Genomic DNA, 21,647 nt, shown 5'->3' with positions numbered 1-21,647 from the left:
CCCTCTTTCTTCACAATTTCTTTACATCCAATAGAACAGAACAGCTTGTTTCCTAATCTTAGAATATCCTAGCCATGAATCTCACTAATGTATTCCAAGACATGACTAACAAGTATGAAATAATTATCATAAAGCCTTTTAACTTGAATAGTTTTTCATTTTATTTTATAGATTTAGATCCACCTCCTTGATGATTTAGTCCATATCACCAGCATACCAATTTACTTCCCTCTAATTTCAAAGTGTTTAGTTAAACTATTAGTTTCAAGATTTCCAGTAGCGGGAGGCTTAAGGATATGTACCCTTATGGAAAAACATCATCCTTATAGTTCTCATTATTAAAATTGCTGCAATTATTATGCCAATATAGAAGTGATTTTTCTGGAAAGGATGATCAACGGTCTTTACCCATAGAATATAATTTATTTAACCCTACACTTATACACCACCCTTTACCGCGATGATATAATTCAGAAAGGAAATGGTTTTATCAAAACTTGGAGGTGTAGATAATGGGATTATCAGTGAAAGGTAAAGGTTTTATTAGGAGGCATCTTGAAAAGCTAACACTGGAAATAGGTCAGCGTAATGTGGGAAGTGATGGTAATAGAGAAGCAGTAGATTTCTTTTATAATTTCATGGCATCATTGGGCTATGATATGCAAAAGGATGATTTCGATTGTATTGAGTGGGAATGTAGTGAAGTACTATTAAAGGCTGGACACCAGGAGTATCAGGCCTTTGCAAGTCCCTATTCCCTACCCTGTGATGCAAGAGCAGAATTGGTGCATGTATCTACATTTGATGAATTAAAGAAAATAGATGCTTGGGGTAAAATACTGGCGATTACTAATGAGTTGACGAAAGAACAAATTATGCCAAAAAACTTTGTGTTTTATAATCCAGAGGAGCACAAGCAGATGATATCCTTATTAGAAGAGAAAAAGCCTAAGGCAATTGTTTGTATTACTGGTCATGGAGAAGGTGTATCAGGGGGACTCTATCCTTTTCCAGTATTTGAAGATGGAGATTTTGATATACCATCGGTTTATATGAAAAATGTAGATGGTGAAAGGTTAATAAAATTCATTGGACAGAAAGTTCAGCTGTCAATCGAAGCGGAAAGAATTTCAGCCAAATCATATAATCCAATTGCAAGAAAAAAAGGTGAAGGAAAAGGGAGAATTATATTATGTGCCCACATAGATACGAAGAAAAACACACCAGGTGCATTGGATAATGGAACTGGCGTGGCAATATTAATGGCTTTAGCAGAAGAACTAAGAGAATACAAAGGGCTTTATGATATCGAAGTGATTCCCTTTAATGGTGAAGATTATTATGCAGTACCGGGACAAATGTTATATATCAATCAAAACAATGGAAATTTTGAAGACGTGAGATTAGTTATCAACATTGATGGCGTCGGACATAAGGATTCAAAATCAGCACTTTCGTTTTATAATCTGTCAGATCACGAGACAAAGGAAGTGATGAGTGTTATTGGTAATTATAAAACCCTAATCAAAGGAGAAGAATGGTATGAAGGTGATCATACAATGTTTCTTCAGAAGGGTGTCCCCTGCATAGCGGTTACATCATCAAATTGCAGAGATGTTGTCATGAATATTTCCCATACGCCAAAGGATACAATAGACAATGTGGATATAGTATTGTTGGAGAACTTGGTTACTGCATTAAAAGAAATTATCAGTAATGTCACTTAATAGTGTGATCTCAAGGAATAGAATGGCAGACAGACTTTGAGACCTTCCTTGAAGAAGCTCCCCTACTAAACTCTTCAAGGGCTTTGATTAAAGGTGTGGTCTGCGGTGTTAGAGTGGAAGACATCGAAGAACAGTATGAAGGAGATTCGCTATTTGGATAAGCTGATAGATGAGTTAGCAAAGGAAAAAGCAATGGATAAGATTTTACGAAATAATAAGTAAAAACGAAGAAACGCTGATTCCATATATAAAATAAAAAGAATCAGTATTTTTTTATTGACTAATATTATTGTTCAATGATATTATATGAGTGAATAAAAAATAATTCATTCACGCATTATATCCCTAAAGGGAAATTAGATATATCTTGATTATTCTCTGCATGGTTAAAAACAAATTGTTAGAAGACGAATGGAGAAGAACATGATCAATTATGATGGGAAAAAATTCAAAAGCAAACAGAATACAGATTTTTTCATAGCCAGTAGTATTACCAAATGGGAATTAAGAATTTATGAGAATCGGCAGAGGACATGTAATGATCATTCTGGAGGAACGTCAATAATTGAAGAAGTATAGGTTTAGAAAAGGAGTGTGTAAAATAAATACCCCGTATATTATGATTAACATGCGTCAAATTGAACATGATTTATTAATAAACAAAAAATCATCCATTCTCGGAGGTTTACTATGAATAATATAAAAGAATGTATTTATAATGTAGCAAAGGATCTATTTAGTCAACAGGGCTTTAAGGATACGAATATCTCTGCAATAACAAAAAAAGTTGGAATTGGGGTTGGAACCTTTTACAATTACTATACATCAAAAGAAGAGTTATTTATGAAGATTTTCATAGATGAAAATATGGAGATGAAAAGAAGAATTCTTGATTTGGTGGACTTAAATGGTGATCCAGCACCAATAATCAAAGAGGTAGTCTTAAGGATCTTTGAAGAAATGAAAAGCAATCCCATTTTAGTTGAATGGTACAATAGAGAAACTTACCATAAAATTATAGAAAAGCTTTATAAGGAAGTTATAACAAATGAAGAGGAAGACATCTTTTATCAGTTTTTTTTCGATCTTATTGAAAACTGGCAGAAGGAAGGGAAAATACGTAGGGACATAGCTTCTGAAGAAATATTGGCATTGTTTGATTCATTATCCTTTGTGGATTTACATAAGGAGGAAATCGGTAGCAAGTACTTTCCCCAAACCATGAACTACTTAGTAGAATTTATTACGAAGGGTCTAAAGGGTTAGACTCTTCCAGCCTGTAGATAACTTAAAATGGAAGTAAAGAATATGGAGGCAATTATGGAAACAACTATGAAAATGATAGAATTGGAAAATCCACAAAATCTGTTTAAGAATAGAAATTTTATGTTATTGTTTATAGGAAAGCTAGTATCTCAATTAGGAGATGCTATATATACCTTAGCAATTACTTGGTTTATACTAAATCTCACAGGAACAGGTGTTTTGATGTCATTATACTTGGCTATTGGAATGGTCACACTAATTATAATGGGACCTATTGGTGGGGTATTGGCAGATCGTTGGGATCGTAGAAGAGTTATATATGGCATGGATTTGATAAGAGGGATTGCAGTAGCGATAGCAGGAGTTTTCTTTTATTTACAGGTAGCTACTACCATTCTTCTTGTAGCATTATTTAGTGTAACCATTATAATTAATGTTTGTAGTGCCTTATTTAATCCAGCTTCAATGGCAGTGACTCCATTAATAGTGAGGGAGGAACAATTAACTAAGGCAAATTCCTTAAACTCCATAGTAAATTCTGGTGCTAACTTTGTAGGGTTAATTTTAGGTGGAATATTATATGCAGTTATAGGAGTAGAAGGAATTTTTATATTGAAAGCTGCTTCTTATATCTTATCAGGTGTATCTGAAATGTTTATTACCTTACCACAGGGTGATAAAATAAAGACAGATACTGAAGCTAATGAAAATAATCAGACTAAAGGGTGGACTGAGCTAATAGAGCAAATGAAAGAAGGCTACTTGTATATAAAAAAAGAGCGGTGGATATACGTTTTAATCTGGGCCGGTTTCTTTATAAATGTTGCATTAGCCCCTATGTTAACTATATTTGTTCCATATATCTTCAATCAAATTATAAAAACAGAGCCCATTCAGTTATCCTATGTACAATCAGCTTTAGGAGTGGGAATGATATTAGGGGCAATATTTATAGGGGCATTACCTCAAAGGGAAAAAGTGGGCAAATTTTTAAAGGTAGTAGTGACCTTGGTACTGATTCCTTTAATAGGATTGGCTATTTTATTCCATTTAACTCAATCAGCATATTATACAAATCAAGTACTGATCAATGGATTTATAATTGGATTTCTAATTATTGGAGTTTTAATGGCAATGATTAATATACCCATTAATGTTTTATTTCAAAGAAAAGTGCCTAATGAATTAATGGGAAGAGTAGATGCTGTTCTCGGAACTTTGATGATGGCTGGTATGCCCATAGGTATGGTTGTTGGGGGATTGTTGGCAGATTTTATTTCCATGCAAGCTTTATTAATAGGAACTGCGGGTATTTTTATGATGATAACAGTAGGAATATTATTGAATGAAGATACCGAATTAATTTAGATAAAAGTAAAAGAGTAGCAAGAGTTACACTGGAATAACCATTAAAAGTGACTTGAGGACATAGTTTTAGTAACAGGGTCAGAACATAAATTTATACTGGAGGGAAAATTTACTGTGTCAGACAATTTAGCAACTAAAGAAGTAACAACTTCTGAAGAACGACAAAATGCATTTACCAATATGATGAATATAGCCTTGGAAATGGCGGAGTAGAAAATAATATAATAAAAGTAGACGGTATACTTTTAAGATTATAAAATAAGTTAAGGAGTCCTCTCTATGAGTAACAAACAAGTTCTACCAAAGGTTATTAAGCCAAAATTAACAAAGGAAATTGCAAAAAAGTGCATGAATGGTATTGATTTTGAAGATGAGAGTGTTATAAAGAATGCCTGCATATCAAACTATACGATACAAATAAGAAAAGCTAGTAAGGTAACCTTTGAAGGGGTGATCTTTCAAAAAGTCGATTTTAAAGGTATTATATTGGACTCATTAGAGCTTACTGATGTAATTTTTGAAAACTGTGATTTATCAAATGCAAGTTTGATTGGGGCAATAATACACAGAACTGAGTTTATAGACTGTAAGCTAATGGGCGTAAATCTCAATGATGCTACACTTCAGAATGTATATATGAGTAATTGCAATGGTAAATTTCTTCTAATGAATTATATACATATGAAAAATGTAATTCTATCAGATTGTATACTTGAAAACAGTAATCTCCAGCACAGTAAAATTGATAAGGTTGAGCTTAAAAAATGCAATTTTAGATTAAGTCAAATGTCGGGAACTAGCCTGTTAGGAATAGACTTGAGTGATTCGAATTTTGAAGGAGTAGGTGTAAGACCCGAAGATCTTAGGGGTGCAATTATTTCACCGATGCAAGCAGTGGAGTTTTCAAAGCTATTTGGACTAATAATAAAAGGATAAGTTTATGAAATTATAGCTATGTAGAGTCGGTGAATTAGTGGATGCAATAATCCATGGAGTTGAATAAATAGCTATCTATAAAAAGTGATAATGGCTATTAAATAAAAAAATGGAGGTTGTTATAATGCTTGAGTTACCCGAAGCAGTAACTATTGCTAATCAAATTAATGATATTATTGTTGGGAAGAAGATTTCAAGCACAATTGCTGATAAACACCCCCATAAATTTGCATTTTACCATGGGAACCCTCACGATTACCATTCCCTGTTTGCAGGAAAAATAGTTGACGGAGCAAAAAGTTATGGAGGATTGGTTGAAATTAGGGTTGAGAAAGCAGTATTACTTATAGGTGATGGTGTAGGACTCAGGTTTCATCATGAAGGTGCTGTCCGTCCCGTGAAACATCAGCTTTTAATTGAATTCCAGGATTGTACGGCACTAAGTGCTTCTATCCAGATGTACGGAGGGATATGGGGTTTTGTGGACGGTGAATCCGATAATGTTTATTATAAGATTGCAAAGGAACGACCGTCACCCCTGTCCATGCAGTTTGACAGGCAATATTTTAATAAGATGATATCAGAACCTAAAGTGCAAAAACAAAGTGTGAAGGCCTTCCTTGCTACAGAACAAAGGATACCGGGGTTAGGAAACGGTACTTTGCAGGACATTTTGTATAATGCTAAAATTCACCCAAAGAGAAAAATAAATGATTTGTCCTGTATAGATAGAGATGATTTATTCAATTCAATAAAGGGTATTCTGTTGGAAATGACTAATCTAGGAGGCCGGAATACTGAGAAGGATTTATTCGGCTGCCCTGGTGGATATAAAACAAAACTCAGCAAGCACACCCTAGATAAGCCATGTGCTGTATGCGGCAAATCCATGAAAAAGGAAAGCTATTTAGGAGGCAGTATCTATTATTGCGAAGGTTGTCAGCCTTTATAATGATGATTATCTTGTGAAGGAATAATTCGATGATTCTTCCAATGCAGGAGATGATGTTATGAATATTTCCCGCACTCCAAAGGATAAAATAGGTAAAGTAGATTCGACAACTATGAAATTAGATGGTATAATTCAAGTAATATAATAGAAAAGGTGATGGTATGGCTAGTGATTTTGAGTTAAGAGTTATAAATAAACCAATATATTACGTTGAATTGATTGCGTTATTAAATAGAATAATAAATTCAAGAAACTATAGGGATTTTGAATTTAGCAAAAGACAAAATAGCTTTTTAGATATGCTTAAGGGGCTAAGAGTCGGTGGATGCGAGCTATTTGAATTCTTTTTGTATGATGAAGGTATGGATGATATTTCATATATAGAAGAAGTATTTCAAAGCTATACAAAGGTTGATTTTCTATATCTTCTATGTGGTGAAGTATTTACTAAGGAAAGAATTAAGCTAATAATAGACGACTTTGATATAATACATGAAATAGTAAAGGAGAATAAGTTTCTATCTGACCATGATTGGGAACATTTAAGACTTGCCTTTGAAAATACTGATGAGTTTATACGACAGCTAATAGATATACTGAATGTATTAAACAAGGAGGCAATAAAAACTATAGCAAATACTGATATATATGAGGAGCGTATAGCTAAGGTTCATAATGATCTAAAAACTAAAGTGCCTTTAAATGTAGCACAAGACATTATGGGCAAAAAGTTTAAACGAGTATTTGATTTTACCACCTACTATTTTGTGCCTTCCTACTTTTATATAAATAAACCCATGCGAACCTTTAATAAAGAGACCCAGATGGTTGTATATCCAATAGACGAGATCAACTATTATAATAAAAACAGTTTAGCCAATGCATTAAAAATTATAGGGGATAATACAAGACTTGAGATTATTCAAAAACTTTCTGTTAAGGCTATGTTTGGTAAAGAGATAGCTAAAGAGATAGGAATTGGAACCTCTACTGTGTCCCACCACCTGGAACAATTAAGGTCTATAGGGCTAATACATGAAGAACGAGATAAAAATATAAAATACTTCAGTTTAAATATAAAGGAGTATAATCATTTATGTGATGTCTTAAAGGATTTTATTGTGCAAGACTAAGCTATATCAATGAGTGAAAGCTATCATATAGGAATGTTTAATGTACTATAAACTTATAATTTAATACTCTATATAGTATCATAAATAAAAAAACTAGATTTCTTATCTAGTTTTTTTTATTCAAAAATTTATTTTGTTCTTGATTTATAGAAAGCAAGATGATACGATGATTATGAAATTTGATATGTATAGAATTATAAGAGGAGGTATTTATTTGAGTGCCATAATAGTAAAGAATCTACGCCGAGATTATGAAACAACAATAGGAATTATAAAGAAGGAGAAAAAAATAGTAAATGCAATAAATGATATTAGCTTTGAAGTGGAGAAGGGTGAAATCTTTGGTCTTCTTGGGCCTAATGGTGCAGGCAAAACCAGCACCATTAAAATACTGACAACTCTTTTGGCTCCCACATCGGGTGAAGCATTGGTTTTGGGACATAAGTGTTTTGGAGAGGAAAAAGAGCTGAGAAAGAAAATAAATTTTATTTTCGGTGGTGAGAGAAGTCTATACTGGAGGCTTTCTGCCTATGACAATTTGTCCTACTTTTGTGACTTATACCAAGTTCCAGAAAAAATAAAAAAAGATAGAATCATAAATTTATTAGAGATGGTGGAGCTTAAGGACCGAGCGCATTATAAGGTGGAAACCTTTTCGAAGGGTATGAAGCAGAGACTACAGATTGCCAGAGGACTTGTAAATGATCCTGAAATTTTATTTCTTGACGAGCCTACTATTGGATTGGACCCTATAGGAGCAAGAACACTAAGAAAGATAATAAAACAATTATCTAGTCAGGGGAAAACCATTTTACTTACCACCCATTATATGCAGGAGGCAGATGAGCTTTGTGACCGTATTGCCATTATAGATAAAGGAAAGTTATTTGCCCTAAATACCAGTGAAAAGCTAAAAGAAAACATTGATTCATCAGTAATTGAGGTGGATCTTCATACTTTGAAGGAGGACACACTCTCAAAATTAAAAAGTATTATGAATGTCACCAGAGTAGTTGCTAATTCCTATGATTTAGGTCATAAACTAGTTATAGATTGTAGAAATCCAAGGGAGATAATGGGCTTAGTTAATCAACAGTTAAGTGACAATATGGTTAAATCCATAGTAATGAGAGAAGCAACTTTAGAGGATGTCTATTTCAAGATTATTGGAGGGGACCATTGTGCGTAATAATATTAAAGTAATTATTGCAAGCTGTATACTGCAAATGAAGCAATCCTTTTCTAGATCAATGTTCAAATTCTGTATTATAGCTTATCCTATACTGGCTGCAATAACCTTCTATTTCATCTATATGGGTGAAACAGATGAAAACATAATCTCCTATGTCTTTCTAGGGACAGCCATTACAAGCATGTGGAGTTCAATCAGCTTTTCCTCTGCCGGTGATATAGACAGGGAAAGATTTATGGGAGCATTGGAGGTAATTTTTTGTGCTCCAACAAAATTTAGAATTATCATGCTTGGTAAAGTTATTGGCAATACAATACTAGGAGTATGTTCTATGGTAGTTAGTTTTTTGGTTGTGACACTATTATTTAAAACAAAGTTTACTATAGAGCATCCAATATTATTCTCTATAAGTATGTTGGTGGGTATAGTTTCATTTATATTTATTGCAATGCTACTATCGGGTTTACTGGCTATATCTAGAAACACTAGAGTCCTGATGAACTGCATTGATTATCCCGTCTTTATACTATGTGGTGCTTTTTTTCCAATCGAAGTATTACCTATATGGATAAGGCCCTTAGCCTATGTGCTGAGTCCAACCTATGTTTTAAAGCTGGCTAGAATGAGTATAGCAGGCATAGACCTTTACAGCAACTATAATAAACATTTTGGGGGTTTGATTATTGTTACTGTTATTTATATATTTGGTTATTTAAAATTCTATAATATAATTGATATTAAGGCTAGAAAAGAAGCAACTTTGGAGGTGATATAATGAAGAAATTTTTCAGAATATCTCTTATATCCTTTAAAGCTTTGCTGGGCTGGTTAGATCCCAAGCTATATGTTATTTATAAAATTGTAGACCCAGCATTACAAATGATTTTTTATACTCTTTTAATACAGTTTGTATACAAATCTCAGGATATTACACCCTGGATTCTAGGAAATGCCTTTTTATTATGCACAAAAAATGCTGTATTTGCAGTAGGAACAATGCTTAGAAATGATCGGGATCAAGGGACCTTGCAGTTAATTATTGCATCCCCAGCCAATAAGCTCTATGTTTATATTGCTAGGGTATTCTTTAATGTTTTAGATGCATCCTTAACTGTGGTAATAGGGTTAGTAATAGGAGTAATATTTTTTGGATTAGATTTTACAGGTATAAATATACTACTATTTACCCTGTCAATATTAACAGCTATGGTTGGGGGAATGGGTATAGGATTAGTTTTAGGTAGTATTGCTCTTGTTATGAGGGAAATTCACCTTTTTTTAAATGTGGCTAATATGATGCTGTATATACTAACAGGAGCCAGCTTTAGCAGAGAAAGACTTCCGTCGGCAATGTACTTTTTATCAAATATAATTCCGCTGACCCGAAGCATTGATGCTTCAAGAATTATTATGGAAAAAGGCAATTTATCTACTGCACTTCAGCTATTAGGAGTAGATTTAGCAATAGGGTCTATTTATATATTGATTGGATTCACCCTTTATGGATATTTCGAATATAAAGCTAGGGTTTCAGCAACCCTAGAAGCATACTAATATTTACATATTAGGAAAGGGCATAAAACTATATTTTATGGATGTAAAAGAAGGGACCCTTCTTAAAGCTACCAGCAGCTTTAATTTAGTATTATTTTTAAAAGATAAGTAACAGTAATTAAAGAAAGTAAAGTGGTTACCGATACAACAACAGCTGCATATTCTTTTTCTTTATCAAAATGCTCAGCCAATATAGAAGTCATGGCGGAGGCTGGCATGGCAGACATAATAATTACCGTATTAATAGCTTTTGATGAATCTCCTACCCATAACGATATTAAGTACATAATAACTGGAATAACAATTAGCTTAACAGTTATGCCATAATAGAGGGTCCAGTCCTTTAGGTACTTTTTCATACTAACATTTGAGAGTATAACACCAATAATAATCATGGATAAAGGACCTGTGATATTACCAATGGATTGAACACTGGATAATATGGGTCTAGGTAATGTGATTTTAAATATCATGATTATAATACCTAAACAAACTGCTATTATAGATGGATTTAGAAGAATTTTTTTTAGCTCCATCTTTAATTCACCAGTCTGAAAATTACCCTTAAATAAAATTAGTCCATAGGTCCATAATAATATTACAAAAAATAAGTTAAAAATTGAACCATATATAATGCCCTCTGGCCCATACACAGAGTTTAATATGGGAAAGCCAATATATCCTGTGTTAACAAATACATTTGAAAAGTGTAATATTGTTTTTTTATCCTTCTTAATGGGTAGTAAAATCAAATAAGATACAGCAATCATTATTATATAGGCTGCAATAGAATAATAAAATGTTTTGATTACATTAGATTTAATAGTTTCATCATAAGTATATATGAAGGAAGAAAGAATCATAAAAGGGAGAGCTATCTGTATAAGAATGTTGACTAATAGCTTATTCATTTCTGCTGTGATGATCTTTCTCTTACTCCCATAAACCCCTACTAATATTATAATAAATAATGATATAACACTTTCAAAAGTAACCGATAAGCTCAAGATAATACCCCCTTTTGTTTAAAGGTATTAATTATCTTATTCAAAATTTAGTTTTTATGTTACATATCTACACAGATTAAATATGCTTGTTATGTGATATTCATTAATGGTAATATATTACTATAGTATCGGCTGAAGCTCTAAAGTAAGTCCAGCAAATAAAGGGGTTAAATTGATATTGACATAATTGAACCAAAGTTGGAATCACATACTATTTAAGGAGGTAACAAATTAATGAATATCGCATTATTAATAATTGATGTGCAAGAAGCTTTTATAGGTCAAAGAAGAGGGGAGCAAGGATATAGCAATACTTTTGAATACATAAATGAAACAGCAGCATTATTCAGAAAAGCCCATAAACCTGTAATAATTGTTAGAGATATTGAAGGTGGCGACGATGAAAACTTTCAAAATGTAAAGGAGTTAAATGTTGAGGATAGTGATATAGAAGTTTTGAAGGAATTCAGTAATAGTTTTTGGAGAACCAATTTAGAGGAAATATTAAAGGAAAGAAATGTTGATTTTGTTGTATTGTGTGGTAATGCAGCCGAACATTGTGTATTAGCAACATACAATGGTGCAGACGAAAGGGGCTATGGAGTAGCCATGCTTCAGAATGGAATCTTTGCCCTCCATCCAAATGGGCTGTTGGATATTTTTAATAATAGATCGGTTATTTCTTATCAAGTGATTTCATATATGTTAAACAATTTATAGTATATTGTCTGCATCCTGGTGGTGTGGCAACTAAGATGGAATTAATAGAGATATAGGGTTTGGTCCATTTATTAGTTTAACAAAGAATTGGTACAATTTATGGAAGGATAGATTTTTATCTACTGATTGATCAAATAAACAAAATTTCAGGCTGGTTATTATGAAAATGGTCTTTAGATAGAGTTTTAAAAATTATGTTGATAATAATTTTATAACATATTACCATTTGAGTATAAACTTAACCTGGGAGATGATTATTATGTATAATTTGTACGATATGATTTTTAAACGTAAGTCCTTTAGGCGCTTCGATGATTCTTTATCACTTTCTAGTGAGGAACTACAAAAAATTCAGCAACACCTTAAGATACTTGTACCTTTACTTGATGATGTTAAAATAAAGTATAGGATTGTTAAACGTCAAGAGACATCGTGCAAGCGTGGTGAGTACTGTCTTTTGGTGTATAGTGAAGAAAAAGAAAATTGCTTAATAAATATTGGATATACCTTGGAGCAATTAGATCTATGGCTGGCATCACAAAATATCGGTGTGTGTTGGTATGGGGTAGGAAAAACTGATAAGTTGCAGTATGATGGACTTGACTATGTTATTATGTTGGCTTTTGGAAAGGCTCGACCAGAGGAGTTTAGGAAAGACTATACGAAAGCAAAACGTAAGGAGTTAGAAATAATTTGGAGTGGTGAACATATAACCAATGTCACTAATGTTGTGGGATTTGCACCAAGTGCTTGTAATTCTCAACCTTGGCGTGTAGTTCATGAGAATCAACTGATCCGAATTTTTCGTTCCACAGAAGTGAAATCGATTTTTCCTAAGGAAAGGCTTTTATTATACAATTGTATCGATATGGGGATATTTCTTTACTTTATGGAATTAGCTTTAAGGCAAGAACAATATAGATTTGAAAGAATATTGAGTGAGAAGGAAAGCTCTAATGAAAAGGAGATAGAGATTGCTCAATATAATGTTTATAAAGTATAGTAACATCTGCTTTATCATATGAAGATTTTTATCTATTTACATTTAGAAGCACAATACATGTGCTTCTTTTTTTTGTCCATCTTAATAAAATCTTAAGAAATTCTTCAAGATTATCCGAAGGTTTTTCCCCCCGACCTACGATAAACTAAAGCTAAACCGAGGCGAAAATCAAAGGAAAAGATGGGAGGAAATAAACATGAAGACAAACGTATATGTGATTTACGGAGGAAAATCAGCAGAGCATGAAGTGTCACTTATAACTGGCTTTTCTGTAATCAATGCATTGGATAAGGAAAAATACAATGTGTATCCAGTTTATATATCAAAAGAGGGACACTGGTGCTGTTTGGAGCTACAAAAATCAAGCATAGAAGATGTTAAGCATCTACAAAAACATAGTAGTACCACAGTCGGTAGTTCCATGGGTAGATTTTTAACTGAGGATTTTAAGGAAGATGAAAAGAGTATTATATTTCCTGCGTTACATGGAACCAATGGGGAAGATGGCACACTGCAGGGATTTCTTGAGCTGTTGGAGGTTCCCTATGTAGGGAATACAGTTTTAGCATCAGCAATTGGTATAGATAAGGTTGTTATGAAGGAGATATTTTCAAAGTATAATATCCCTCAAGCCAAATACATCTTCTTTAATTATCATCACTGGGCAAATAATCCAGAAAATATTTGTTGTCGAACTGAAGAAATAATTGGGTATCCCTGTTTTGTGAAACCAGCAAAAATGGGCTCTAGTGTAGGGATTAGTCGTTGTCATAGTCCAATAGAGCTTAAAAAAGCCATAGACGAAGCTTTGCTGTATGACCAAAAAATTATTGTTGAAGAGGAAATATTAGGGCGAGAGATGCAAATAGCTGTGATTGGTAATGATGAGCCACAGTGCTCCGTTGTGGGAGAGTATATTCAAGTAAAATCATTTATGGACTATGAAGCTAAGTATGTTGATGGCCAACTAATTCCCGTTATTCCAGCAGTCTTAACTCCCCATACTAGAAAAAAATGTTGGAGAATGCAGGTGAAATATTTAAACTATTAAATTGTACTGGTTTACTAAGGGTAGACTATTTTGTTACTGACAAAGATCAATTTTATGTAAACGAAGTTAATACAATGCCTGGATTTACTAGCTTTAGTATGTTTCCTGCCCTGTGGGAAAAAACCGATGGAACAACCTATGGACAGCTGATCGAAAAACTAATTGAGCTTGCCTTTGAAAATCACCAACAAAAGAAAAAAATATTGAAGGAGAGGAAAAAATGATAACTAGAACATTAAGAGAAATTCAAGAGATGATAGGGGGCACTGGCCTACCAAAATCCTATGAGGAACATATAGTTAAAGGGGTATCCACCGACTCTAGAGGAATTAAACCAAATCAGTTATTCGTACCCATTATTGGAGATCGTTTCAATGGGCATCATTATATAGAAAAGGCAGTAGAGGGTGGAGCTAAGGCGGCTTTGTGGAGTCGTCATGAAAGCCTTCCCAAAACGAAAATACCCTTGATTTTTGTTGATGATACTCTTATGGCACTACAAAACTTAGCCAAGACCTATCGTCAGCAATTACCAGTTAAAATTATAGGAATAACCGGAAGCAACGGAAAAACTTCTACAAAGGATATTTTAGCAGGTCTACTGAAAATGAAATATAAAACCCACAAAACCTTTGGAAACTTAAATAATCATATTGGGGTCCCCTTAACCCTATTAGAAATGAGTGAAGATACTGAAATAGCTGTTATTGAGATGGGGATGTCGGCTTTAGGAGAAATACAGTTGCTAACATCTATTGCAGCACCCAATGCAGCCATTATAACAAATATTGGTGAAGCGCATTTAGATGGGCTTAAGACAAAGGATAATATTCTGAAAGCTAAGCTGGAAATCTTAGAAGGATTGAAATCAAATGGATTATTTGTGTACTCTGCTGAGGATGCTTTTTTAAAGAAAATACCAGAGTCTCTGCTTAAAAACTTAGAAGTTAAAACCTTTGGAGAAAATTCAAATTACCGACCCCAGTTAAAGGGTTTAGATGAAGAAGGAATCTATTTTAGTCTTGAAGAGGTAGCTGGCGGAGACTTCTTCTTACCAATGCTTGGAAAGCATCAAATGTACAATGCTACAGCAGCTATTATTGTTGCCGACTATTTTGACATTTCCCTGGATCATATAAAAGAGGGACTATTAAGAGTTGAGGCCACAGGTGGGAGGAACGAATTAATTCAAGCAAAAGATATTGCTATCCTAAATGATTCCTATAAATCAAATCCCCTCAGCCTCAAGGCAACGCTAGAAACCCTATATAGCTTAAAGGGATATAGACAAAAAATTGCTATTTTAGGAGATATGAACGGGTTAGGTGAAGCTGGAGTAAAGCTTCATCAAGCTGCAGCAGCCGATATTGATCCGAATCAGATTGACTATCTTTTTACTATTGGGCAATTGTCAATGGAAATTGCATCTGCAGCAATGGGAAAATTCTCTAGGGGAAAAGTTATTCATTGTACCTCCCTCCAAGATTTAATTGATATTGTTAAGGAGGTAATAGAAATTGGCGCTATTGTTTTAATAAAGGGCTCAAGAGAAGAGGAGCTGGAAACTCTTGTAGATATCTTAATGACAGAGGACCTTCACAAAAAAGGAGGTAAAAGTGCATGAATCCAGAGTTGCTCCATAGAGATACTTGGGTGGAAATTCACTTAGACAAAATTGAAAATAATGTAAAGGAGCTTCGAAAATATCTCCCTCCATCAACCAAGCTGATGGCAGCTGTAAAAGCCGATGCCTATGGACATGGAGATCTACAGGTATCGAAAATTGCACTACGGGCAGGAGCAGAGGGGTTAGCAGTTTCTATTTTAAGAGAAGCTCTGTTTCTTCGAAGGAATGGAATAGAAGCACCAATTCTAGTTTTAACACCAATCTTGCCAAGTGATGTAAATCTTGCAATTGAAAATGATCTATCGGTAACCATTTTTCAGTCCTCATGGCTGAAGGAGATGAGAAAGCATAAGAAGGACCCAAGGCCCCTTAAGGTTCATATAAAAATTGACACAGGGTTGGGAAGGCTTGGACTAAGAAACATACAGGAGCTTGAGGAAATTCTTCCTATGCTATCAACAGAGGATATATTTATAGAAGGAATGTACACCCATTTTGCCACCGCAAATAGAGAAGATGACTCCTTTTTTAGACGACAATTTCAGTTGTTTTCTGAAGTTATGGAATGGGCTAAGGATAAAGGACTTGAAATCCAAGCCTATCATTGTAGCAACACAGCTGCCACCTTAAAATATCCTGAATGCTCCCTTGATATCGTTAGAGTAGGTGTTGGAATGTTTGGAATCTATCCATCCAAGGAGATCAAGAGGGATACACCTATTTCATTGGAAACAGCCCTTTCCTTCCATTCACGAATCCTCCACATAAAAAAGGTTAAAAAGGGGAGTGTGGTTGGCTATGATACAGCCTATGAAGCCCAGGAAGATGAATGGATTGCAACAATACCTGTGGGATATGCAGACGGATGGTATAGATGTTTTCAAGGGTTTTACCTGTTGGTGGAGGGCAAAAAAGCTCCAATTGTTGGGAAGATATGTATGGATCAGTTAATGATTAAGCTGCCTAAAAAGATTCCAGTGGGAACACAAGTAACATTAATTGGCAAGCAGCAGGGGGAAGAAATCACATTAGAGGACTTGGCAAGCCATATAGAAAGTGTGCCTCAGGAAATTCCTTCAATGATTGGCTATAGAGTTCCAAGAGTGTACTATTATAATGGGAAGCCAGTAGAAGTCTTAACAGAAAGAATTTGGCAGGGGGAGAAATGCTTGGTATAATGGCTATAATAAAATGTCTAGCAGGAAAAATTATATAAAACTATAAGTTTATATGATTTGATAAGGGAGGGATATGGGATATGGATAAAGAAAAGATTCTGATCGTCGATGATGAAAAGGAAATCGCTGATTTAATAGAAATATATTTAGCAAATGAGGGTTATCAGGTATATAAGGCAAATACAGGGATAGAGGCTTTAGAAAAATTAGAAAAGGAAGCTATTCAACTTGTTATATTAGATATAATGATGCCGGGAATAGATGGCTTAGAAACCTGCAGAAGAATAAGGAAGGTAAGGAATATTCCCATCCTTATGCTAAGTGCCAAATCCGAGGATATGGATAAAGTAATGGGTCTGACCACAGGGGCAGATGACTATATGACTAAGCCCTTTAATCCTATGGAGTTACTAGCTAGAGTTAAATCACAGCTAAGAAGATTTATTACCTTTAATCGGCAATATGATAATGGTGGGGAAGAAAATGTTATTTCAGTTAATGGATTGGTGATAAATAAAGAGACACATAAAGTTAGTCTCTTTAATCAAGAGATTAGCTTAACGCCGATAGAGTTTGATATTCTATATTTACTTGCAAAACACCCTGGCAAGGTATTTACTGTTGATGCTATTTTCCAAAATGTATGGAAGGAAGATTATTTAGAATCAGATAATACTGTCCGAGTCCATATTCGAAAGCTCAGAGAGAAGCTTGAAAGTGACCCAAAGAAGCCTTTTTTAATTAAAACTGTATGGGGGGTAGGCTATAAAGTTGAAAACGAAACCTCAATCAAGTATTAGGTGGAAGATTTTGCTGGTATTTAGCATGAGTATAGTATTGTCAATTGCAACAGTAATTCTCTTAATAATACTTTCTACGTATGTAAGCCATATACGAATTCTTTATTTGATTTTAAAATTTCTTGAAATTAATATCGGTGTATTTCCTGTAAGTGTTTTAACTGGATTAATACTCTTCCTTTTGTATTTCTTTGTTTTAAGTCAAAGAAGCATAAGGTATTTAGAGGAAATCACGGAAAATTTGAATCAAGTTGCAAAAGGAGATTTTGATATAAAAATACCTGTTCGTTCCAATGATGAGTTGGGTGTGCTGGCTGATAACATTAACTTAATGACTTCCCAACTAAAGGAATCAATTGAGGAGGAGCTAAAGGCTGAAAGAGCAAAAACCGAATTGATCACCAGTGTTTCCCATGACCTTCGAACCCCACTTACCTCCATTTTAGGCTATTTGCAGCTGGTGGTTAATGATCAATATCGAGATGAGGTTGCACTTCGATATTATATTGATATTGCTTATTCCAAGTCAAAACGGTTAAAGGAGTTAATTGATGAGCTTTTTGAATACACAAGGGTAAACTATAGTGGTGTGAAGATAAATTTTCAAAAAATTGATATGGTAGAGTTGCTTCAGCAGCTGACAGAAGAATTTGTACCGTTATTCAATGAAGCCTCCATGGCCTGTCGATTAAAAACATCTCAAAGGGAGGTATATGTCCAGGCAGATGCCAATATGCTGGTAAGGGTTTTTGAAAATTTAATTGCTAATGCGATCCGATATGGTAGAGAGGGTAAATATTTAGATATTAGATTACGTGAAAGTAATGACGAAGTTTCCATAAGCTTTATCAACTATGGAGAGCCTATTCCAGCAAAGGATATACCACATTTATTCGATCGTTTTTATAGAGTTGAAAAATCTCGTTCCCATGAGCAGGGAGGGGCTGGTTTAGGTTTGGCAATAGCTAAAACTATTGTGGAGCTCCATGGAGGAAAGATAGAGGCTAATAGTGACTCTAATGAAACCATATTTGAGGTAAAACTTAAGAAAGAAGCTTCCTAAGAAACTCTGCCATTATTAAATGAAAATATATGATAAAATCTAGACATTGATAAATCTAGATGGAGGTTTTATTAATGAATATTACTATTATTTCGGTAGGAAGATTAAAAGAAAAATATTTGAAGGCTGGAGTTGATGAATATAGCAAAAGATTAACAAGATACTGTAAATTAAATATAATTGAAGTAGCAGATGAAAAGGCACCAGAGAACTTAAGTGATACTGAAATTAAAATGATTAAGGATAAAGAAGCAGAGGGTATTTTTAAACACATAAAGGACGGTATGTACGTAATTGTGCTTGATATTAAGGGGAAAATGATATCATCAGAGGATTTAGCAAACAAACTTCAAGACCTAGGTGTAAGTGGAAATAGTCAAATAGTATTTATTATAGGGGGGTCATTGGGGGTAGCCGATATTCTGCTTAAAAGAGCTGACTTTAAGCTATCCTTTTCACCAATGACATTTCCCCATCAGCTGATGAGGCTGATATTACTAGAGCAGGTTTATAGGGGATTTCGGATTATTAAGGGTGAACCGTATCATAAATGACTGCGGTTCCTTTGTATGCATTAATGAACATAAGTATTTCCAAATAAAATTTAAAAAATGAGGTGAGACTCGGTGATTAGCAACGATTTATTTCAGAGATTTATTATTTATTATTTTAATATAAAAATTGATATGAGTAATATAGGTCATAAGGAGCTTGAAAGAAATAATGTGTATTTCATACCTAATACAGATCAAGTATTAAAGATATATAGTGATAAAAGACGATGGGAAGCTGAAGTAGCATCATTAAAATTTTTAAAGAATAAAGAAGTTAATATTCCTAAATTAATTGATTATGGGATATTTGAAGATAGCTTATGTTGGATAATAATGAGTAAGTTAGAAGGAATTACGCTATCACAAATAGTTAATGAAATTACTCGAAGTCAACATAAAAAGATAGTTTATGATATGGGTCATGTATTATCCAACTTTCATCAAATAAGTAAAGCACACCGCTTTGGTGAATGGGACGAAAATATGAAGAATAAAAGATCTTGGTTGACCTTTGAAGATTTTGAAACAGAAAAAAATAGAAGAAGAGGAAATGAACTATTATCACAAAATTATCCAGAAAATAATTTATTTAAATTAGGGTATTCAAAGATGGTCGATCTTGAAGATGCTTTATCATCTGTAAATATGTTTAGTCTATGTCATAATGATTTTAGTGATAGAAATATTTTGGTAGATAGGTCAGGAAATGATATAAAAATTGTTGGTATTATTGATTTTGAGTTGAGTTATCCAAGTGATCCAGAATCTGACTTAACAAAAATGGTATTAAAAAATTACTTTAACAAAGATATTAATCTTTTCATTTCTGGATATCGTAAAAACTTAGATTTGAGTGAAGACTTTGAGAACAAGCATAAGTATTATTTGATATCATTATGTTTAGAAATTTGTTCTTGGGCTAGAAATAATGCATATGATTTCTATAAACAGGCGGTAGATGTACTAGAACAATTAGTTTAGTTAATGGGGCTTTAAAAACAGGGACGAGGGGACAGGTACGTTGTCCCAAGATAGATAAATTATTTTAACAGAACCATTACTTAAACTGGATAAAAAACCGCCAATTCAGCGATACGGTGAACCGTATCATAAATGACTGCGGTTTTTGTAAAAGCATTGAAAAAAACTAAGACACAAGACAATGTGTTTTATTACTCTCTAATTATTAACTTATATTAAGCAGAAAAATGAGATTATATGATATTACGAACTTGTTTGGGTTATCGTACGCCTTCAACATTTCATCATAATGCAACAGGATACTCGTAAGGTATAATTATATCAGTATAGTAAAATTCCGTGTTGAGTGCGGGAGAGTTTGATACTTTATATAATCCGTATTTGATAAAATGTTTTATAAAACACCTTGACTCTGACACCGTGTCGTACTTTATACTTAAACATAGTTAAAAGAAAAGAGGTATAACATGGAACTTCAAAAAATCGGTCAAGTGTCTAAGGATTACGGAATTTCTGCAAGAATGTTGCGTTATTATGAGCAAGTGGGGTTAATAGAAAGCCTACGGAAAGACGATTATGCATATCGGGTTTATGACGAAAGTGCCGTAATTCGTTTACGACAAATAATAATCTTACGCAAATTACGTGTCCCTGTGAAGCAAATAATAAGTATACTTAATAATTCTGATGCAGTTCAAATTGTTGAGATTTTCAGGCAAAATATAAATCAGCTTGATAATGAAATCATAGCACTGTCTACCGTTAAATCTATATTGACACGTTTTGCGGAGGAAATAAATGAAAAAGCCGATGTAAATTTGAAATTACTCGGTGACGAAGTACTGTTTTCTGTTATAAACTCTCTTTCTTTTTCTGACAACCAAATTAAAGAAACGAAGGAGGATTTATCAATGAAAGAATTAAACAAAGCAAGTGAAAATTTAAACAAACTGGAGGACAAAGATGTCCGCATTGTCTATTTGCCACCTATGACCATAGCCGCTGCTTACGCTTCGGGAGAGGGCTGTGAAGGTAAAGCATTAGATATGATAAGTAGATTTACAAATGAAAGCGGTTTATTAAAAATAAAACCTGATGCGCGAAGCTTTGGTTTTGACTGTTCTGGGGGAGCAACAGGAATTGGTGAAAACTCGCAGGTTTATGAAGTATGGGTATCTGTTCCCGACGATATGGAAATACCGTCACCACTCGTGAAACGAGATTTCAGCGGTGGATTATATGCCGCTCATGTACTCCGAGCGTGGGATTTTTCGGACTGGCGGTGGCTTAAAGAATGGGTTAATGCAAGTGATAAGTATGATAACGATTGGGGTTCTCCTCGATGGGTATCGCCGGAAACCGTTGCAGGACAAGGATTTGAAGAAACGTTGAACTTTTATAATCTTGTACAAAAGGGCAGTAATATGGAAGATTTACAGCTTGATTTATTGTTTCCCATTAAGGAGAAGGGTTAAGAATAAGTTCGAAGGGTAAGGCAGATTACATATTACAATTTGACTATAATTACAGCATGA

At 33.9% G+C, this 21,647-nt stretch carries 20 protein-coding genes and 2 pseudogenes; 21 read left to right on the top strand and 1 reads right to left on the bottom strand.

All coding sequences use genetic code 11. The features are described 5' to 3' along the window. Positions 1 to 512 precede the first annotated feature (512 nt). The 11 genes and pseudogenes from BLP68_RS09370 (at position 513) to BLP68_RS09325 (ending at position 10,128) form a co-directional block, all read left to right on the top strand. The gene (locus BLP68_RS09370) at positions 513 to 1,727 is read left to right on the top strand and encodes a M28 family peptidase (RefSeq protein WP_091542834.1); all 1,215 of its coding nucleotides are present in this window, start codon (positions 513 to 515) and stop codon (positions 1,725 to 1,727) included. Positions 1,728 to 1,744: 17 nt separating this feature from the next. Beyond that, positions 1,745 to 1,949: pseudogene (locus tag BLP68_RS22445) on the top strand (DUF2200 family protein). A gap of 201 nt (positions 1,950 to 2,150) precedes the next feature. Then, complete coding sequence (locus tag BLP68_RS21735) at positions 2,151 to 2,306, top strand: hypothetical protein (RefSeq protein WP_176758954.1); 156 nt, start codon at positions 2,151 to 2,153, stop codon at positions 2,304 to 2,306. Between the two features lie 111 nt (positions 2,307 to 2,417). Beyond that, positions 2,418 to 2,993: a TetR/AcrR family transcriptional regulator gene (locus tag BLP68_RS09360; protein ID WP_091542833.1), complete on the top strand. Its 576-nt coding sequence runs from the start codon at positions 2,418 to 2,420 to the stop codon at positions 2,991 to 2,993. Between the two features lie 42 nt (positions 2,994 to 3,035). Next, positions 3,036 to 4,361 (top strand): MFS transporter, encoded by a 1,326-nt coding sequence (locus BLP68_RS09355; RefSeq protein ID WP_176758953.1) that lies wholly within the window; start codon positions 3,036 to 3,038, stop codon positions 4,359 to 4,361. 279 nt (positions 4,362 to 4,640) lie between these two features. Beyond that, entirely contained in the window at positions 4,641 to 5,297 is a 657-nt protein-coding gene (locus tag BLP68_RS09350; protein ID WP_091542830.1) for a pentapeptide repeat-containing protein, read from the top strand. Between the two features lie 124 nt (positions 5,298 to 5,421). Then, positions 5,422 to 6,249: an endonuclease VIII gene (locus BLP68_RS09345; RefSeq protein WP_091542828.1), complete on the top strand. Its 828-nt coding sequence runs from the start codon at positions 5,422 to 5,424 to the stop codon at positions 6,247 to 6,249. A gap of 161 nt (positions 6,250 to 6,410) precedes the next feature. Continuing rightward, a complete protein-coding gene (locus BLP68_RS09340) occupies positions 6,411 to 7,382 on the top strand; it encodes an ArsR/SmtB family transcription factor (RefSeq protein ID WP_091542826.1) in 972 nt (323 codons plus the stop codon). 214 nt (positions 7,383 to 7,596) lie between these two features. Next, positions 7,597 to 8,571, top strand: coding sequence for an ABC transporter ATP-binding protein (locus BLP68_RS09335; RefSeq protein ID WP_091542824.1), 975 nt, complete (start codon positions 7,597 to 7,599; stop codon positions 8,569 to 8,571). Continuing rightward, positions 8,564 to 9,349, top strand: coding sequence for an ABC transporter permease (locus tag BLP68_RS09330; protein WP_176758952.1), 786 nt, complete (start codon positions 8,564 to 8,566; stop codon positions 9,347 to 9,349). The genes BLP68_RS09335 and BLP68_RS09330 overlap by 8 nt, the downstream gene beginning before the upstream one ends. After that, on the top strand, positions 9,349 to 10,128 hold the full coding sequence (locus tag BLP68_RS09325) for an ABC transporter permease (RefSeq protein WP_091542818.1): 780 nt from the start codon (positions 9,349 to 9,351) through the stop codon (positions 10,126 to 10,128). The genes BLP68_RS09330 and BLP68_RS09325 overlap by 1 nt, the downstream gene beginning before the upstream one ends. A gap of 80 nt (positions 10,129 to 10,208) precedes the next feature. On the opposite strand, the gene BLP68_RS09320 is transcribed toward BLP68_RS09325, so the two are convergent. After that, complete coding sequence (locus BLP68_RS09320) at positions 10,209 to 11,135, bottom strand: AEC family transporter (RefSeq protein WP_091542816.1); 927 nt, start codon at positions 11,133 to 11,135, stop codon at positions 10,209 to 10,211. 234 nt (positions 11,136 to 11,369) lie between these two features. On the opposite strand from BLP68_RS09320, the gene BLP68_RS09315 reads away from it, so the two are divergent. From BLP68_RS09315 to BLP68_RS09270, 10 genes and pseudogenes are all read left to right on the top strand, one after another. Then, positions 11,370 to 11,855, top strand: coding sequence for an isochorismatase family protein (locus BLP68_RS09315; protein WP_091542814.1), 486 nt, complete (start codon positions 11,370 to 11,372; stop codon positions 11,853 to 11,855). A gap of 259 nt (positions 11,856 to 12,114) precedes the next feature. Continuing rightward, complete coding sequence (locus BLP68_RS09310; protein WP_091542811.1) at positions 12,115 to 12,858, top strand: nitroreductase family protein; 744 nt, start codon at positions 12,115 to 12,117, stop codon at positions 12,856 to 12,858. 196 nt (positions 12,859 to 13,054) lie between these two features. Further along, positions 13,055 to 14,133: pseudogene (locus BLP68_RS09305) on the top strand (D-alanine--D-alanine ligase). Next, positions 14,130 to 15,533, top strand: coding sequence for a UDP-N-acetylmuramoyl-tripeptide--D-alanyl-D-alanine ligase (locus tag BLP68_RS09300; RefSeq protein WP_091542807.1), 1,404 nt, complete (start codon positions 14,130 to 14,132; stop codon positions 15,531 to 15,533). The pseudogene BLP68_RS09305 and the gene BLP68_RS09300 overlap by 4 nt, the downstream one beginning before the upstream one ends. Next, positions 15,530 to 16,714 carry an alanine racemase gene (gene alr / locus BLP68_RS09295; RefSeq protein WP_091542804.1) on the top strand — a complete coding sequence of 395 codons (1,185 nt, stop codon included), beginning with the start codon at positions 15,530 to 15,532 and terminating at the stop codon, positions 16,712 to 16,714. Before BLP68_RS09300 ends, alr begins: the two co-directional genes overlap by 4 nt. 80 nt (positions 16,715 to 16,794) lie before the next feature. Beyond that, complete coding sequence (locus tag BLP68_RS09290; protein ID WP_091542801.1) at positions 16,795 to 17,514, top strand: response regulator transcription factor; 720 nt, start codon at positions 16,795 to 16,797, stop codon at positions 17,512 to 17,514. Positions 17,515 to 17,524: 10 nt separating this feature from the next. Further along, positions 17,525 to 18,577, top strand: coding sequence for a sensor histidine kinase (locus tag BLP68_RS09285; protein ID WP_207647903.1), 1,053 nt, complete (start codon positions 17,525 to 17,527; stop codon positions 18,575 to 18,577). A 74-nt stretch (positions 18,578 to 18,651) separates the two neighbouring features. Further along, the gene (gene rlmH / locus BLP68_RS09280) at positions 18,652 to 19,131 is read left to right on the top strand and encodes a 23S rRNA (pseudouridine(1915)-N(3))-methyltransferase RlmH (RefSeq protein WP_091542800.1); all 480 of its coding nucleotides are present in this window, start codon (positions 18,652 to 18,654) and stop codon (positions 19,129 to 19,131) included. Between the two features lie 72 nt (positions 19,132 to 19,203). Next, the gene (locus BLP68_RS09275) at positions 19,204 to 20,112 is read left to right on the top strand and encodes an aminoglycoside phosphotransferase family protein (RefSeq protein WP_091542797.1); all 909 of its coding nucleotides are present in this window, start codon (positions 19,204 to 19,206) and stop codon (positions 20,110 to 20,112) included. A 467-nt stretch (positions 20,113 to 20,579) separates the two neighbouring features. Then, a complete protein-coding gene (locus BLP68_RS09270) occupies positions 20,580 to 21,587 on the top strand; it encodes a MerR family transcriptional regulator (RefSeq protein ID WP_091542795.1) in 1,008 nt (335 codons plus the stop codon). Positions 21,588 to 21,647 lie beyond the last annotated feature (60 nt).

It is taken from the genome of Alkaliphilus peptidifermentans DSM 18978 (assembly GCF_900101495.1).
Taxonomy (GTDB): domain Bacteria; phylum Bacillota; class Clostridia; order Peptostreptococcales; family Natronincolaceae; genus Alkaliphilus_C; species Alkaliphilus_C peptidifermentans.
This window is presented reverse-complemented; position numbering and strand designations above follow the sequence as displayed.

What these genes read in the sequence shown, in the direction of transcription:
- BLP68_RS09315 (WP_091542814.1), top strand. Translation starts at nt 11,370, where the DNA reads ATGAATATCGCATTATTAATAATTGATGTGCAAGAAGCTTTTATAGGT.
- BLP68_RS09360 (WP_091542833.1), top strand. Translation starts at nt 2,418, where the DNA reads ATGAATAATATAAAAGAATGTATTTATAATGTAGCAAAGGATCTATTT.
- BLP68_RS09270 (WP_091542795.1), top strand. Translation starts at nt 20,580, where the DNA reads ATGGAACTTCAAAAAATCGGTCAAGTGTCTAAGGATTACGGAATTTCT.
- BLP68_RS09340 (WP_091542826.1), top strand. Translation starts at nt 6,411, where the DNA reads ATGGCTAGTGATTTTGAGTTAAGAGTTATAAATAAACCAATATATTAC.
- BLP68_RS21735 (WP_176758954.1), top strand. Translation starts at nt 2,151, where the DNA reads ATGATCAATTATGATGGGAAAAAATTCAAAAGCAAACAGAATACAGAT.
- rlmH (WP_091542800.1), top strand. Translation starts at nt 18,652, where the DNA reads ATGAATATTACTATTATTTCGGTAGGAAGATTAAAAGAAAAATATTTG.
- BLP68_RS09355 (WP_176758953.1), top strand. Translation starts at nt 3,036, where the DNA reads ATGGAGGCAATTATGGAAACAACTATGAAAATGATAGAATTGGAAAAT.
- BLP68_RS09300 (WP_091542807.1), top strand. Translation starts at nt 14,130, where the DNA reads ATGATAACTAGAACATTAAGAGAAATTCAAGAGATGATAGGGGGCACT.
- BLP68_RS09290 (WP_091542801.1), top strand. Translation starts at nt 16,795, where the DNA reads ATGGATAAAGAAAAGATTCTGATCGTCGATGATGAAAAGGAAATCGCT.
- BLP68_RS09350 (WP_091542830.1), top strand. Translation starts at nt 4,641, where the DNA reads ATGAGTAACAAACAAGTTCTACCAAAGGTTATTAAGCCAAAATTAACA.
- BLP68_RS09310 (WP_091542811.1), top strand. Translation starts at nt 12,115, where the DNA reads ATGTATAATTTGTACGATATGATTTTTAAACGTAAGTCCTTTAGGCGC.
- BLP68_RS09370 (WP_091542834.1), top strand. Translation starts at nt 513, where the DNA reads ATGGGATTATCAGTGAAAGGTAAAGGTTTTATTAGGAGGCATCTTGAA.
- alr (WP_091542804.1), top strand. Translation starts at nt 15,530, where the DNA reads ATGAATCCAGAGTTGCTCCATAGAGATACTTGGGTGGAAATTCACTTA.
- BLP68_RS09325 (WP_091542818.1), top strand. Translation starts at nt 9,349, where the DNA reads ATGAAGAAATTTTTCAGAATATCTCTTATATCCTTTAAAGCTTTGCTG.
- BLP68_RS09345 (WP_091542828.1), top strand. Translation starts at nt 5,422, where the DNA reads ATGCTTGAGTTACCCGAAGCAGTAACTATTGCTAATCAAATTAATGAT.